The following is a 14,190-nucleotide window of genomic DNA, read 5'->3' as shown; positions in this document are numbered from 1 at the left end:
TGAGGCCGGCAGTGTCGCCTGTACGTAATCCCCCACTTCTACCCTGGAGACATGTTGAGACGCGCGAAAATCGTCGCCACCCTGGGCCCCGCCACTTCCACGTATGAGACGGTGCGCGCACTGATCGATGCGGGTGTGGACGTCGCCCGACTGAACCTCAGCCACGGTGACTACTCCGTGCACGAGAACAACTACGCGAACGTGCGTCGCGCGGCGGAGGACTCCGGTCGTGCCGTCGCCATCCTCGTCGACCTCCAGGGCCCGAAGATCCGTCTGGGCCGCTTCGAGGACGGACCGTACGAGCTCGCCAAGGGCGACATCTTCAAGATCACCACCGAGGACATCATCGGCAACAAGGAGATCTGCGGCACGACGTTCAAGGGCCTTCCCCAGGACGTCAAGCCTGGCGACTTCCTGTTGATCGACGACGGCAAGGTCCGGGTCGAGGTCGTCGAGACCGACGGTGTCACCGTCACCACGCGCGTCGTCGTCGCGGGCGCCGTCTCGAACAACAAGGGCATCAACCTGCCCGGTGTCGCCGTGAACGTCCCCGCGCTGAGCGAGAAGGACGAGGACGACCTCCGCTGGGGCCTCCGGACGGGTGCCGACCTCATCGCGCTCTCGTTCGTCCGCAACGCCTCCGACGTGACCCGCGTGCACGAGATCATGGCCGAGGAGGGCGTCCGCGTCCCCGTCATCGCCAAAATCGAGAAGCCGCAGGCCGTGGATGCGCTCGAGGAGATCGTCGACGCGTTCGACGGCATCATGGTCGCCCGCGGCGACCTCGGCGTGGAGCTGCCCCTCGAGGCCGTCCCGATCGTGCAGAAGCGCGCCGTCGAGCTGGCCCGCCGCAACGCCAAGCCCGTCATCGTGGCGACGCAGATGCTCGAGTCGATGATCAACAGCCCGGTGCCGACCCGCGCCGAGACCTCCGACGTCGCCAACGCCGTCCTCGACGGCGCCGACGCGGTCATGCTCTCCGGCGAGACCAGCGTGGGCGACTACCCGGTCGTCGTCGTCGAGACGATGGCCCGGATCATCGAGTCGACGGAGGAGCACGGTCTGGAGCGCATCCTGCCGCTCACCACGAAGCCCCGCACGCAGGGCGGTGCCATCACCCTCGCCGCCCTCGAGGTCGCGGAGTTCGTGGACGCCAAGTTCCTCTGCGTCTTCACGCAGTCGGGCGACTCGGCGCGCCGCCTGTCCCGCCTGCGCTCCCGCATCCCCATGCTGGCCTTCACGCCGGAGCCCGGCATCCGTCGTCGTATGGCGCTGACCTGGGGCCTGCGCTCCACGCTCGTCGACATGGTGCAGCACACCGACCTCATGTACCACCAGGTGGACGAGTACCTCCTCGAGAACGGCCTCGCCGTCGAGGGGGACAAGGTCGTCGTCATCTCCGGTTCCCCTCCCGGGCTCATCGGTTCCACGAACGATCTGCGCGTGCACAAGGTCGGCGACGCGCTCCGTGGCGCGGCACCGATCTACAAGGCCGGCGTCTGACGCAGACGTTCCGAGAGGGGCGGGGCTTCGGCCTCGCCCCTCTCTGTCATTTCCGGGCCGGGGCGTCAAGCCTCTCGGCCGTGACCGCGGCCTCGGCTAGCGTGCTGCCATGGTCCTCCGTCGCCTCCTCGTCACCTCCGGGCTGACGTTCCGCATCCTGGAGAGTCCGCGGCCGGCCGGTAGCACGGCCCCGACCGTGGTCCTCGTGCACGGGATCGGGATGTCGCACCGGTATCTGTCGCGGCTGCACGCCGTGCTCGCCGACACGACCCGGGTGGTCTCCGTCGACCTGCCGGGCTTCGGCGGGCTGCCCAAACCGCGGTTCGATGTCTCCATCCCGCAGATGGCCGCAGGTCTCGCCCAGGTGGTGGCGAGCCTCGACGACGACCGGGTCGTGCTCGTCGGGCACTCGATGGGCGTGCAGTGGGCGGTGGAGACGGCGCTCCGGCATCCCGAGTACGTCCGTACGGTCGTCACGATCGGCCCCGTCGCGGACGACGCCCACCGGACGCTCGGTGCACAGGCGCGCGCACTGGCCATCGACACGTTCGGCGAGACCCCCGCGATCAACACCGTCGTCTTCACCGACTACCTGCGCTGCGGCGTGCGCTGGTACCTCCGTCAGGTCCGGCACATGCTCGCGTATCCCCTGGAGGAGAAGATCGCCGCGCTCACCATGCCGGTCCTCATCATCCGGGGGAGCGACGATCCGATCGCAGGACGCGGGTGGTGCCGGCGTCTGCGTGACGCGGCGGCCGTGTCGCGGCTGGTGGAGATCCCCGGTCACCACCATGTCGCGCAGCAGTCCGCGCCCCGTGCGGTGGCTTCCGCGATCCTGACCCACACGACGGGTGCGTGGCCGACGGCGGTGCCGGCCGCAGCCGACCGGCGGGGGAGGGCGCCATCGACGTCCTGAGGATGCTGGGCTGGTGGGCCGCAGACTACGCCTACGCCGGGTTCTGGCAGGTCCGCTCGTTCTTCGGCCGCGACCAGGCGGACGACTTCGCCACCGGAGACCGCGCCCCGATCGTCGTGCTCGCCGGCGTCTACGAGACCTGGCGCTTCCTGGAGCCGCTCATCGTCGCGCTGCACGAGCGGGGCCATCCGGTGCACGTCGTGGACGCGCTGCGCCGCAACCAGTTCCCGGTGCAGGATGAGGCCGACCAGGTGGCTGACTACCTGCGAGCGCACGACCTCTCCGGCGTCTTCCTCGTCGCCCACAGCAAGGGCGGTCTCGCCGGGAAGCTGGTGATGACCGGCCCCGAGGGCGGGCGGATCCGCGGGATGCTCGCCATCGCGACGCCGTTCGGGGGCTCACGATATGCGCGGTTGCTGCCCGGTCGGGTGCTGCGGGCGTTCTCGCCGGACGACCCCTCGATCGTCGCCCTGGGGCGGGAGCTCGACGTCAACGCCCGCATCGTCTCGATCTATGCCGCGTTCGATCCGCATATCCCCGAGGGGAGCGAGCTCGCCGGGGCCAAGAACGTGGTGCTGGAGACGGGAGGGCACTTCCGGATCCTGGCCCACCCCCGCGTGATGGCCGAACTCGCCGCCCTCGCCGAGTGACGGGGCGAGCGGTTCGCGATGCTGGTGCCGGCGGTGGGACTCGAACCCACACGCCCTTTCGGACAAAGCATTTTGAGTGCTCCGCGTCTGCCATTCCGCCACGCCGGCCCGTGTCTCGCGACTTCGACTGTAGCGCAGACGGCGGACGCTTCCTCGCGTGCCCGCTGTCTTCAGCCGGTGGTGTGGACCTCTCCGTTAGGATGGAGGGGTGACCGAGCAAGAACAGGCTGAGCAGCCCACGGCATCCGCACCCCGACGCGTCGTCGTCGCCGAAGACGAATCGCTGATCCGTCTCGACATCGTCGAGATCCTCCGCGACAACGGCTTCGATGTCGTCGGCGAGGCCGGCGACGGCGAGACGGCGGTGGCCCTCGCCACCGAGCTGCGTCCCGACCTCGTCATCATGGACGTGAAGATGCCCCAGCTCGACGGCATCAGCGCCGCCGAGAAGCTGCACAAGGGCAACATCGCCCCCGTCGTGCTGCTGACCGCGTTCAGCCAGAAGGAGCTCGTGGAGCGGGCGAGCGAGGCAGGAGCCCTGGCCTACGTCGTGAAGCCCTTCACGCCGAACGACCTCCTTCCCGCGATCGAGATCGCTCTGGCCCGCCACGAGCAGATCATCACTCTCGAGGCCGAGGTCGCCGACATGGTCGAGCGCTTCGAGACCCGCAAGCTCGTCGACCGGGCCAAGGGACTCCTCAACGAGAAGATGGGCCTGAGCGAGCCCGAGGCGTTCCGCTGGATCCAGAAGGCGTCGATGGATCGCCGGCTGACGATGCAGGACGTCGCCAAGGCGATCATCGAGCAGCTCGCTCCCAAGAAGTAAGGCACTCCGGTGCTCCGGCTGGACGCAGAGCACGTTCTGCGGCCGGTCCGTGCCGGGGACGGCGCCGCACTCGCGCGTGCGTACCGGGCGAACAGGGAGCATCTCGCCCCCTGGGAGCCGGTGCGCTCCGAGGCGTTCTTCACCGAGGAGTGGCAGGAGCAGAACGCCCAGCAGTGCGTCGCCGAGGCTGCTCTCGGCCGCAGTTCCCGCTTCGTGATCCTCTCGGAGGACGGGGAGATCCGCGGCCGGATGAACCTGAACACCATCGTGCGCGGCGCGTTCTGGAGCGCCGATCTCGGCTACTGGATCGATTCCACCCGGCTCCGCCGCGGCCTCGCAGGTCGCGCGGTGGCCCTCATCGTGGAGCACGCGCGGGACGAGCTGCGGCTGCACCGGCTCCAGGCCTCGACGCTGCTGCACAACGTGGCCTCCCAGCGCGTGCTCACCGGCAACGGCTTCGAGCACATCGGCATCGCCCCGAAGTACCTGCGGATCGCGGGGGAGTGGCAGGACCACATCCTGTACCAGCTGCTGCTGGAGGAGCCGCTCAGCGCCCGGCGGGAGCGTCCTTGATCATGTTGGTGATGCGGATCGTGGAGCAGCGCCGGCCCTGATCGTCAGTCACGACGATCTCGTGCACCGTGATGCTCCGGCCCAGGTGCACGGGCGTGCAGACCCCGGTGACGACGCCCGAGGTGGCCGACCGGGTGTGCGTGGCGTTGATGTCGACCCCGACCGCCAGGCGGCCCGCTCCCGCGTGCAGATTGGCCGCCATCGAGCCGAGCGATTCGCCGAGGACCACGTAGGCGCCACCGTGCATGAGGCCGACGGGCTGGGTGTTGCCCTCCACCGGCATCGTCGCCACGCACCGGTCGACGCCGAACTCGACGAACTTCATGCCCATCTTCTCGGCCAGGGCTCCCATGCCTCGGGCGGCCGCCCACTCGAGTCCTTCGCTGGTGGCGACCTCGCTCATGCATCCTCCTCTGCGGGTGTCCGTGCTCCTCGTTAGGCTGACAGGGTGACGGACTCCGCAAAGCCTACCCTCATGGTCGTCGACGGCCACTCGCTCGCCTACCGGGCCTTCTTCGCCCTCCCGGTGGACAACTTCACCACCAAGGACAACCAGCACACGAACGCCATCTACGGGTTCCTGTCCATGCTGGTCAACCTCATCAAGGCCGAGCAGCCCACCCACCTCGCGATCGCGTTCGACACCTCCCGCCACTCGTTCCGCACCGACGAGTACCCGGAGTACAAGGCCACCCGATCCGAGACGCCGCAGGAGTTCAAGGGCCAGATCCCGCTGCTGCAGGACTGCCTCGCCGCGATGTCTATCCCGGTGCTGACGCAGGAGGGCATCGAGGCCGACGACATCCTGGCCACCCTCTCCACTCAGGGGGCGGCCCAGGGCTACGACGTGCTCGTGGTCTCCGGAGACCGCGACACCATCCAGCTCGTCACCGACGACGTCACGCTGCTGTATCCGTCCGTGCAGGGTGTCTCGCAGCTCAAGCGCTACGACCCGACCACGGTGCAGGAGCGCTACGGCGTCCGTCCCGAGCAGTACCCCGACATCGCCGCCCTCGTCGGTGAGACCAGCGACAACCTCCCCGGTGTGCCGAAGGTGGGGGAGAAGACGGCCGTCAAGTGGCTCACGCAGTTCGGCTCCCTCGACGAGCTGCTCGAGCGTGCCGGCGAGATCAAGGGCGTGGTCGGCGGCAACCTCCGCGATCACATCGAAGACGTCCGCCGCAACCGCAAGCTCAACCGCCTGCTGACCGACGTGGAGCTGCCGGTGGCACCGGCCGATCTCGCGGTCGCCCCGATCGATGCCGAGGCCGTCCGCGACATCTTCGCCCGACTCGAGTTCCGCACGCTGCTGCCGCGGGTCTTCGAGGCCGTCGGTGCGGGCGAGGTGGCCGACGACCCGGCCTCCGTCGTCGAGATGCCGACGCCGGCACAGGTGTCCGCCGCCGATCTGGCAACCTGGGCCGCGGCTCAGAGCGGAGATATCGCTCTCCGGGTCGTGGTGCAGTCCGGCGCACCCGTGCGCGTCGGCGTCGCCACCGGGACCGAGCTGCGCGAGCTCGACTGGTCGGAGGAGGCGGCCGCGGCGCTGCGCCCGTGGCTGGAGTCCGACGCGCCGAAGGTGCTGCACGACGCCAAGCCGCAGGTGAAGGCGTTGCTCCGTCACGGGATCCGTCTCGGCGGGCTCGCCTACGACACGAGCCTCGCGGGCTGGCTGCTGCGTCCGAGCTTCCCCGACAAGACGCTGTCCGACCTCGTCCAGCGCTACCTGGGGGAGAAGCTCCCCGAGGCCGATCCGTCGCAGCTCGTGCCGGAGACCGAGGGTGCCACCCCGTCGCAGGAGGCGTGGTTCATCCTCCGCGTGGCCGAGGCCCTGCGAAACGATCTGCCCGAGCCGGTCGACGCCGTGCTCCGCGACATCGAGCTGCCGACGCTCCGCACCCTCGCCGACATGGAGCTCGCCGGCGTCGCCGTCTCGCACGAGGTTCTGTCGACGTTCTCGGCCGAGCTCGCGACACGCGCGGATGCGCTGGCCCAGGAGGCGTTCTCGGTCGTCGGCCGCGAGTTCAACCTCGGGTCGCCGAAGCAGCTCCAGGAGGTGCTGTTCGAAGACCTGCAGCTTCCGAAGACGCGCAAGACGAAGACCGGGTACTCGACCGATGCCGCGGTGCTCGCCGACCTCCAGGAGTCGCACCCGCACCCCTTCCTGAGCCTGCTGCTGCAGCACCGAGAGGCGACGAAGCTGCGGCAGATCATCGAGTCCCTCGACACCGCGATCCGCGAGGACAATCGGGTGCACACGACCTATGTGCAGACCGGCAGTCAGACCGGGCGCCTGTCCAGCACCGACCCGAACCTCCAGAACATCCCGGTCCGCACCGAGGAGTCGCGGCGCATCCGCAGCGCCTTCGAGGTCGGCGAGGGGTACGAGACCCTGCTCACCGCCGACTACTCGCAGATCGAGATGCGGATCATGGCGCACCTCTCGGGTGATGAGGGGTTGATCGAGGCCTTCAACAGCGGCGAAGACCTGCACCGTTTCGTCGGCGCCCGCGTGTTCGGCGTCGATCCGTCCGAGGTCACGCCGGCGATGCGCACCAAGGTGAAGGCGATGTCGTACGGCCTCGTCTACGGGCTCTCCGCGTTCGGGCTGTCCAAGCAGCTGCGCATCGAGCAGTCGGAGGCCAAGCAGCTCATGGTGGAGTACTTCGCACGGTTCGGTGCGGTCCGCGACTACCTGCGGGCCTCGGTGATGAAGGCCAAGGAGGTCGGCTACACCGAGACGATCTTCGGACGTCGGCGGCCGTTCCCCGATCTCGCGAGCCCCAACCGCGTGCTGCGCGAGAACGCCGAGCGGGCCGCGCTCAACGCCCCGATCCAGGGCAGCGCGGCCGACATCATGAAGATCGCGCTGTTCCACATCCACGACGACCTCCACGCCGCGAAGCTGGAGTCGCGGGTGCTGCTGCAGATCCACGATGAACTCGTCGTCGAGGTCGCTGCGGGGGAGTGGGACGCGGTGGAGCAGATCGTCCGCACGCGGATGGGTGACGCCGCGCAGCTCTCCGTGCCGCTCGACGTGCAGGTCGGCCGCGGTCGGGACTGGAACGAAGCCGCGCACTGATCCCGGTGGCCGGAGGGGGCGGGGATTAGGCTGGAAGGCATGACTTCCGCACCCCGCACCCCCTCCGCCATCGACAGGGTCGCCGATGAATGGGTCGACACGATCGCCGTGCTGGCGCCGACTCTGGGCACGTACATTGGCCGCTCCGAGGTCAACGACCGATTCGGCGACCTGAGTCCGGAAGGTCACGAGGAGATCGCCGCGGCGACGCGGGCCACACTGGACAAGCTGGCCGCGCTGGAGCCGGTCGACGCGATCGACGAGGTCACCAAGACCGACCTCAGCGCCGAGCTGCGCCTCGACCTCGAGTTGCACGACGCGAAGTGGCACCTGCGTGATCTGAACGTCATCGCATCCGCCGCGCAGGACGTCCGCTCCGCCTTCGACCTGATGCCCACCGCGACGGTCGAGGACTGGGAGGTCGTCTCCACCCGACTCTCCGCCGTGCCGGCGGCGCTGCGCGGGTACATCGAGACGCTCCGTCTGGGCATCGCCGAGGGGGTCACTCCCGCCCGTCGCCAGGTCGCGGAGGTCGCGACGCAGATCGACCGCTACATCGCCGACGACGGCTTCTTCGCGGCGTTCGTCGCGCACGCCGATCCCGAGGAGGGTCAGCTTCCCGCCTCGCTCGCCCGCACGCTGGCGGACAACTCCGCGGCTGCGCGGGTCGCCTACGGCGAGCTGCGGCGCTTCCTGGCCGAGGAACTGGCACCCGAAGCCGGTGAGACGGACGCCGTGGGGCGCGAGCTCTACGCCCTCAACTCCCGGCGTTTCCTCGGCGCGACCATCGACCTCGACGAGACCTACGAGTGGGGCCGAGAAGAGCTCGCCCGCATGGTGGCCGAGCAGACGGCGATCGCGAACGAGATCCTTCCCGGAGCCTCCGTCGAGGAGGCCGTCGCGCATCTGGAGTCGGACCCCGCCCGCAAGCTCGTCGGCACCGAGGCGCTCCAGCGGTGGATGCAGGAGACCAGCGATCGCGCGGTCGCCGAGCTGGGTGCCTCGCACTTCGACATCCCGGAGGCGATCCGCACGCTGGAGTGCATGATCGCGCCGACGCAGGAGGGCGGGATCTACTACACCGGTCCCACCGACGACTTCTCGCGCCCCGGTCGCATGTGGTGGTCGGTCCCCGAGGGCGTCACCGAGTTCGACACGTGGCGCGAGCTCACCACCGTGTACCACGAGGGTGTGCCGGGGCATCACCTGCAGATCGCCCAGGCCGTCTACAACCGCGCCGAGCTGAACTCGTGGCGACGACTGCTCGCCGGAACGTCCGGCCACGCGGAGGGCTGGGCGCTGTATGCGGAGCGACTGATGGAGCAGCTCGGTTACCTCGATGACCCGGCGGATCGCCTCGGCATGCTGGATGGGCAGCGGATGCGGGCGGCGCGCGTGGTCCTCGACATCGGCGTGCACCTCGGCAAGCCCCGACTCGAGGGCGAGGGCGTCTGGGATGCCGAGTACGCGCTCGACTTCCTCCGCCGCAACGTGAACATGTCGGACCAGTTCGTGCAGTTCGAGGTCAACCGGTACCTCGGCTGGCCGGGTCAGGCTCCGTCGTACAAGGTCGGACAGCGCATCTGGGAGCAGGTCCGCGACGCCGTGCAGCAGGCGGAGGGCGACGCGTTCAGCTTCAAGGGCTTCCACAAGCGCGCCCTCGATCTCGGCGGCGTCGGACTCGACACGCTGCGCAGCGCGCTGCTCCCTCGGTGACGGGAATGCCGGCCCGAGTCCGCGTGTTCCATTCACCTGAATAGGAAGGTGTGACATGGACATCGAATTCGGGCTGGACACGTTCGGCGACATCACCCGGGACCAGGACGGCGAGCTGCTCAGCGGCGCGCAGACCATCCGGAACGTCGTCGCGCAGGCGGAGCTGGCCGACACCGTCGGCGTCGACTTCTTCGGGGTGGGGGAGCACCACCGGCGCGAGTTCGCGGTCTCGTCCCCGGAGATGGTGCTCGCGGCGATCGCGGCGCGCACCGAGCGCATCCGGCTGGGCACCGCCGTGACCGTGCTGTCCTCGGACGACCCGGTGCGTGTGTTCGAACGCTTCTCGACCCTCGACGCCCTGTCCGGCGGCCGGGCGGAGGTCGTCCTCGGGCGCGGTTCGTTCATCGAGTCCTTCCCGCTGTTCGGCTACGACCTGCGCGACTACGACCGGCTCTTCGAGGAGAAGCTCGAGCTGTTCGTCGAGCTCCTCAAGGAAGAGCCCGTCACGTGGTCCGGCTCGCTGCGGCCGTCTCTCGACAACGCGGACGTCTTCCCGAAGACCGAGAAGGGCCTGCGCACGTGGGTCGGCGTGGGTGGCAGCCCGGAGTCCGTCGTGCGTGTCGCGCGTCACGGTCTCGGCCTGATGCTGGCGATCATCGGCGGCCCGGCCGGACGGTTCAAGCCGTTCGTCGACCTCTACCACCGTTCGGTCGCCTCCTTCGGGACGACCGCCCACCCGGTGGCCGTGCACTCACCCGGTCACATCGCGCCCACCGACGCGGAGGCGTGGGACGAGGCCTACCCGGGCTTCGAGGCGATGAACAACACCATCGGTCGCGAGCGCGGCTGGCCGCCTTACAGCCGCGCGCGCTTTCAGAACGACATCGGTCCGGAGGGCTCGCTCTATGCCGGTTCGCCGGAGCGCGTCGCGGCGAAGATCGCCGACACGATCACGACCCTCGGGCTCGGCCGCTTCGACCTCAAGTACGCGACCGGCACCCTGTCGCACGAGTCGATGATGCGCAGCATCGAGCTGTACGGCACCGAGGTGATCCCTCGGGTGCGGAAGCTCCTCGCCGACCGCGACTGAGCGGGTGTCATCTCGCGGCTCGGCGGGACGGGCGGCCCTACGATGAGAATCATGGCCGATACCGCCCTGCCGAGCCGCACCTCGCTCGCCGAGCGCCTCGACGTCCTCCCGTTCACCCGCCGGCACCTGCGCCTGCTCACGGGCTCCGGCGTCGGCTGGGCGCTCGACGCGATGGACGTCGGACTCATCTCCTTCATCATCGCGGCGCTCTCACAGCAGTGGGATCTCACGAAGGGGGAGGCCGGCTGGATCGCCTCGCTCGGCTTCGTCGGCATGGCGGTCGGCGCGACCCTCGGCGGTCTTCTCGCTGACCGCTTCGGCCGCCGGCAGGTGTTCGCCCTCACGCTGCTCATCTACGGCGTGGCCACCGGAGCGAGTGCGCTGGTCGGATCAGTGGCGGCGCTGCTCGTGCTGCGGTTCTTCGTCGGCCTCGGCCTGGGAGCGGAGCTGCCGGTCGCCTCGACCTACGTGAGCGAGTTCGCGCCCGCGCGCATCCGGGGACGGCTGATCGTCATCCTCGAAGCCTTCTGGGCCGTCGGCTGGACGGCATCGGCCCTGATCGGGTTCTTCGTGATCCCTGCCTCCGAGTCGGGGTGGCGGTGGGCCTTCGCGCTCGGCGCGATCCCGGCGGTCTACGCGCTCGTCGTGCGGTGGGGTCTGCCCGAGTCGCCGCGCTGGCTGGCGTCCCGCGGACGAATCGCGGAAGCCGACCGCGCCGTCGCCGCGTTCGAGGCCGATGCCGGTGTCGAGCACACCCCGCAGATCCGGAAGGAGCCGGCGTCGCGGGCGATCGCGATGACGGCGCGGGCCCGGCTCGCTGCGCTCTGGAGCGTCGAGTTCCGGATGCGGACCGCCTGCCTCTGGCTGGTGTGGCTTGCCGTCAACTTCGCCTACTACGGGGCGTTCATCTGGATCCCGAGCATCCTCGTCGACGCGGGATTCGACCTCGTCCGCTCGTTCGGCTTCACCCTCATCATCACGCTCGCGCAACTCCCGGGCTATGCCGTGGCCGCCTGGCTCATAGAAGTGTGGGGCCGCCGGGTCACGCTTTCGGTCTTCCTGCTGGGGGCGACCGCCTCGGCCGTGGTCTTCGGCACCGCCACGACCGTGCCGATGATCATCGGCGCAGGCATGGCCCTGTCGTTCTTCACCCTCGGTGCGTGGGGCGCGCTGTACGCGGTGACGCCGGAGATCTACCCGACCTCGCTGCGCGGCACGGGGGCCGGCTGGGCCGCCGGGGTGGGCCGCATCGCCTCCATCGTGGCGCCCCTCGCCGTTCCCGTCCTCCTCGGTGCCGGCGGCGCCCCCCTGCTGTTCGTCGTGTTCGCGGCCTGCTTCCTCGTCGCCGCCGCGGCGGCCTGGGGTCTCGTCGATCGGAGCGGAGTGGCGCTGGACGACCGGTGACGTCCGGGACCGGGAATAGGCTGGGCGCGTGGCTGATGTACGTTTCGTCGCGATAGGCGACTCCTTCACCGAAGGCGTGGGCGATGTGCTCCCCGATGGGCGCGAGCGCGGCTGGGCCGACATCGCCGCGCAGGGATGGGCGGATGCCGCGGGGCACCCCATCCAGTACGCGAACCTCGCGATCCGGGGGAAGCTGGCGTGGCCGATCGTCGAGGAGCAGCTCGAGCCCGCGTTGGCCCTGCGCCCCACGCACCTGTCGTTCAACGGCGGGGGCAACGACATGCTGCGGCCGCGGACGGACGTCGAGCACATCGCCGACGCGTTCAGCCGGGTGCTGCGGCGGTGCGACGAGGAGGGTGTGACGATGATCCTGCTCTCCGGTGCCAACCCCAGCGGGCAGCTTCCGATGGGATCGCTCGTGCAACGCCGCGGCGATCTGCTCTCCGAGGCGGTCCTGCGGCGCATCGAGGACCGGCCCGACGTCATCCGTGCCCTCAACTGGCCGGACACGGAGCTGTCGAAACCCGCGTACTGGTCGGAGGACCGGCTGCACATGAACGCGGCGGGCCACCACCGCGTCGCGGCCCGCGTGCTGCACGGGCTCGGCTTCGAGCCGCCGGCAGCCTGGTGGGCGCCGCTCGACCGCTGGACCGCAGGGCCCGGGGGCCTGGCGTACTACCGGGAGTTCGTCGGCCCGTGGGTGCGACGGCGCGTGACGAGGACCTCATCCGGGGACGGCCGCGCAGCGAAGTATCCGACCTGGGTCGAGCGGACCCCGGCATGAGCGGCGCCACGCCCCGCGGATGAGCGACATCGAACTCGTCCGTCTCCCCGCCGGGACTGTCACGCTGCACGACGCCCGGCGCCGCACCCGCCGGACCGTCGAACTCGAGCCGTTCTCCCTCGCTGCCTTCCCGGTGACGGAGGAACAGGTCACCGAAGTCCTGGGCACACCATCACGGCATCCTCGTCGCCCGGTCGCCGACGTGAGCTGGCTGCGGGCCATCCACTTCTGCAACGCCGCCTCGGAGTGGGAGGGACTCGACCCCGTGTACCACTTCGAGGGTGAGGACGTGGCCTGGGACACCACGGCGGACGGCTACCGCCTTCCGACCGAGGCCGAGTGGGAGTACGCCTGCCGAGCAGGCTCCACCGGGCCGCACTATGCGCCGCTGGCCGAGGCCGCCTGGACCGCGGCCGACGGAGTGGGCACGCCGCAGGACGTGGGCGGGAAGCTCCCGAACCTGAACGGGCTCTTCGACACGCTCGGCAACGTGTGGGAATGGTGCTGGGATCTCCTCGACCCCGCGCGGTACGACGACTATCGGGTCTTTCGCGGCGGAGGATTCGCCGACGACGCCTGGAGCGTGCGCGCGTCCGTTCGCCGCGGGGGAGCGCCGCGCATGCACCATGAGGACGTCGGTTTCCGGGTTGCTCGGGGCGCCTTCGACACCGAGGAGGTGGCGCAGGGCTGGTCGGCGGCCGCGGACCGGGAGCGGGCCTTCGTCGACGGCGGTCTGCCCTCGGGCTGGACCCCGCGCCGACGGTAGCCCGCGCCGGGCGGTTTTGGTCGCCCACTCTGCGCGGTGGGAGACTGAAGGGATGACCACGCCGTTCGCGCTCATCCTCAACCAGGGTCGCGTCGCCGACCGCACGGACGGAGCCCTCGTCGGGGCACGCCGCGTCGCCGACGCGCTGTCCGCGCTCCTGCAGCGGGAGCCCGTCGTGGTCGGTACCCCGGAGCCGGGCCGGATGGACGACTGGTCGGTCGCGCTGCCCGAAGCTGCGGAGACGCTCACGGGCCTGCGTGACGCGGTGCAGGAGGCGATCGCCGCGGATGCGACGCCGCTCCTCGTGACGAACACCTGTGCGGCGAGCCTCGGAACGCTGCCGAGTGTCGCCGAGCACCACCCCGACGCAGTGGTGCTGTGGATCGACGCGCACGGCGACTTCCACACGCCCGACACCACCGACTCCGGCTACCTCGGCGGCATGGTCCTCGCCGCCGCCTGCGGGCTGTGGGACAGCGGCCACGGGGCGGGCATCGACCCCAAGCAGGTCATCGTCGTGGGCGGTCGCGACATCGATCCCGCCGAGGGGGAGCTGCTCGCCGGTGCAGGAGTGACCGTCCTCAGTCCCGCGGAGAGCACCCCGGAGCGGCTCAGCGCGCTCATCGCCGGGCGACCGGTGTGGATCCATGTCGACTGGGACGTCTTGGAGCCGGGCTACATCCCTGCGGCCTATCGCGTCGGCGACGGTCTGCTGCCGCACCAGGTGGCCGCGCTGTTCGCCGCGATCCCGTCGGCGGACGTCCGCGGCGTGGAACTCGCCGAGTTCGAGGCGGGCGACGCCGAGGTGCCCGAGCGCGTCAGCGTCGAGTTGATCGTGGAGACCGTCCAGCACCTCCTGCGCTGACGGCGCGGAGTGCCG

13 protein-coding genes and 1 tRNA gene are annotated in these 14,190 nt (G+C 70.0%); 12 read left to right on the top strand and 2 right to left on the bottom strand.

Features of this window, described 5'->3' with window-relative positions:
• Nucleotides 1-54 precede the first annotated feature (54 nt).
• The 3 genes from pyk to RI211_RS08650 all read left to right on the top strand — a co-directional run bounded on the left by pyk (nt 55) and on the right by RI211_RS08650 (nt 3,069).
• The gene (pyk, locus tag RI211_RS08660; RefSeq protein ID WP_315637161.1) at nt 55-1,503 is read left to right on the top strand and encodes a pyruvate kinase; all 1,449 of its coding nucleotides are present in this window, start codon (nt 55-57) and stop codon (nt 1,501-1,503) included.
• A 109-nt stretch (nt 1,504-1,612) separates the two neighbouring features.
• A complete protein-coding gene (locus tag RI211_RS08655; protein ID WP_315636861.1) occupies nt 1,613-2,419 on the top strand; it encodes an alpha/beta fold hydrolase in 807 nt (268 codons plus the stop codon).
• Nucleotides 2,420-2,421: 2 nt separating this feature from the next.
• Nucleotides 2,422-3,069 carry an esterase/lipase family protein gene (locus RI211_RS08650; RefSeq protein WP_187664154.1) on the top strand — a complete coding sequence of 216 codons (648 nt, stop codon included), beginning with the start codon at nt 2,422-2,424 and terminating at the stop codon, nt 3,067-3,069.
• 22 nt (nt 3,070-3,091) lie between these two features.
• On the opposite strand, the gene RI211_RS08645 is transcribed toward RI211_RS08650, so the two are convergent.
• Nucleotides 3,092-3,177: transfer RNA gene (locus RI211_RS08645), tRNA-Leu, on the bottom strand.
• 100 nt (nt 3,178-3,277) lie between these two features.
• Between RI211_RS08645 and RI211_RS08640 the strand changes: the two genes are divergently transcribed.
• Both RI211_RS08640 and RI211_RS08635 read left to right on the top strand, forming a co-directional pair.
• A complete protein-coding gene (locus tag RI211_RS08640; RefSeq protein WP_025103469.1) occupies nt 3,278-3,895 on the top strand; it encodes an ANTAR domain-containing response regulator in 618 nt (205 codons plus the stop codon).
• A gap of 9 nt (nt 3,896-3,904) precedes the next feature.
• Nucleotides 3,905-4,468, top strand: a complete 564-nt coding sequence (locus tag RI211_RS08635; protein ID WP_315636862.1) for a GNAT family N-acetyltransferase — start codon at nt 3,905-3,907, stop codon at nt 4,466-4,468.
• Here the strand turns inward: RI211_RS08635 and RI211_RS08630 are convergent.
• Nucleotides 4,443-4,871, bottom strand: coding sequence for a hotdog fold thioesterase (locus RI211_RS08630; RefSeq protein ID WP_315636863.1), 429 nt, complete (start codon nt 4,869-4,871; stop codon nt 4,443-4,445). The genes RI211_RS08635 and RI211_RS08630 overlap by 26 nt on opposite strands.
• 45 nt (nt 4,872-4,916) lie before the next feature.
• Between RI211_RS08630 and polA the strand changes: the two genes are divergently transcribed.
• Genes polA through RI211_RS08595 form a run of 7 tightly spaced genes read left to right on the top strand, consistent with a single transcriptional unit; the run spans nt 4,917 to nt 14,175 of the window.
• Nucleotides 4,917-7,550 (top strand): DNA polymerase I, encoded by a 2,634-nt coding sequence (gene polA / locus RI211_RS08625; RefSeq protein WP_315636864.1) that lies wholly within the window; start codon nt 4,917-4,919, stop codon nt 7,548-7,550.
• Between the two features lie 39 nt (nt 7,551-7,589).
• Nucleotides 7,590-9,266 (top strand): DUF885 domain-containing protein, encoded by a 1,677-nt coding sequence (locus RI211_RS08620; protein ID WP_315636865.1) that lies wholly within the window; start codon nt 7,590-7,592, stop codon nt 9,264-9,266.
• 55 nt (nt 9,267-9,321) lie between these two features.
• Nucleotides 9,322-10,356 carry an LLM class flavin-dependent oxidoreductase gene (locus RI211_RS08615; protein ID WP_062634549.1) on the top strand — a complete coding sequence of 345 codons (1,035 nt, stop codon included), beginning with the start codon at nt 9,322-9,324 and terminating at the stop codon, nt 10,354-10,356.
• Between the two features lie 51 nt (nt 10,357-10,407).
• Nucleotides 10,408-11,760, top strand: coding sequence for an MFS transporter (locus RI211_RS08610; RefSeq protein ID WP_315636866.1), 1,353 nt, complete (start codon nt 10,408-10,410; stop codon nt 11,758-11,760).
• Nucleotides 11,761-11,788: 28 nt separating this feature from the next.
• On the top strand, nt 11,789-12,544 hold the full coding sequence (locus tag RI211_RS08605; RefSeq protein ID WP_101845740.1) for an SGNH/GDSL hydrolase family protein: 756 nt from the start codon (nt 11,789-11,791) through the stop codon (nt 12,542-12,544).
• Nucleotides 12,545-12,563: 19 nt separating this feature from the next.
• Entirely contained in the window at nt 12,564-13,310 is a 747-nt protein-coding gene (locus RI211_RS08600) for a formylglycine-generating enzyme family protein (protein ID WP_315636867.1), read from the top strand.
• A 52-nt stretch (nt 13,311-13,362) separates the two neighbouring features.
• Complete coding sequence (locus RI211_RS08595) at nt 13,363-14,175, top strand: arginase family protein (RefSeq protein ID WP_315636868.1); 813 nt, start codon at nt 13,363-13,365, stop codon at nt 14,173-14,175.
• Nucleotides 14,176-14,190 lie beyond the last annotated feature (15 nt).

It is taken from the genome of Microbacterium meiriae (assembly GCF_032364335.1).
In the GTDB taxonomy this organism is placed as follows: domain Bacteria; phylum Actinomycetota; class Actinomycetes; order Actinomycetales; family Microbacteriaceae; genus Microbacterium; species Microbacterium meiriae.
Note: the sequence above shows the minus strand (reverse complement) of the source record. Positions and strands in the feature narration are given on the sequence as shown.

What these genes read in the sequence shown, in the direction of transcription:
- RI211_RS08595 (WP_315636868.1), top strand. Translation starts at nt 13,363, where the DNA reads ATGACCACGCCGTTCGCGCTCATCCTCAACCAGGGTCGCGTCGCCGAC.
- RI211_RS08655 (WP_315636861.1), top strand. Translation starts at nt 1,613, where the DNA reads ATGGTCCTCCGTCGCCTCCTCGTCACCTCCGGGCTGACGTTCCGCATC.
- RI211_RS08615 (WP_062634549.1), top strand. Translation starts at nt 9,322, where the DNA reads ATGGACATCGAATTCGGGCTGGACACGTTCGGCGACATCACCCGGGAC.
- RI211_RS08630 (WP_315636863.1), bottom strand. Translation starts at nt 4,871, where the DNA reads ATGAGCGAGGTCGCCACCAGCGAAGGACTCGAGTGGGCGGCCGCCCGA.
- RI211_RS08600 (WP_315636867.1), top strand. Translation starts at nt 12,564, where the DNA reads ATGAGCGACATCGAACTCGTCCGTCTCCCCGCCGGGACTGTCACGCTG.
- RI211_RS08650 (WP_187664154.1), top strand. Translation starts at nt 2,422, where the DNA reads ATGCTGGGCTGGTGGGCCGCAGACTACGCCTACGCCGGGTTCTGGCAG.
- RI211_RS08620 (WP_315636865.1), top strand. Translation starts at nt 7,590, where the DNA reads ATGACTTCCGCACCCCGCACCCCCTCCGCCATCGACAGGGTCGCCGAT.
- RI211_RS08610 (WP_315636866.1), top strand. Translation starts at nt 10,408, where the DNA reads ATGGCCGATACCGCCCTGCCGAGCCGCACCTCGCTCGCCGAGCGCCTC.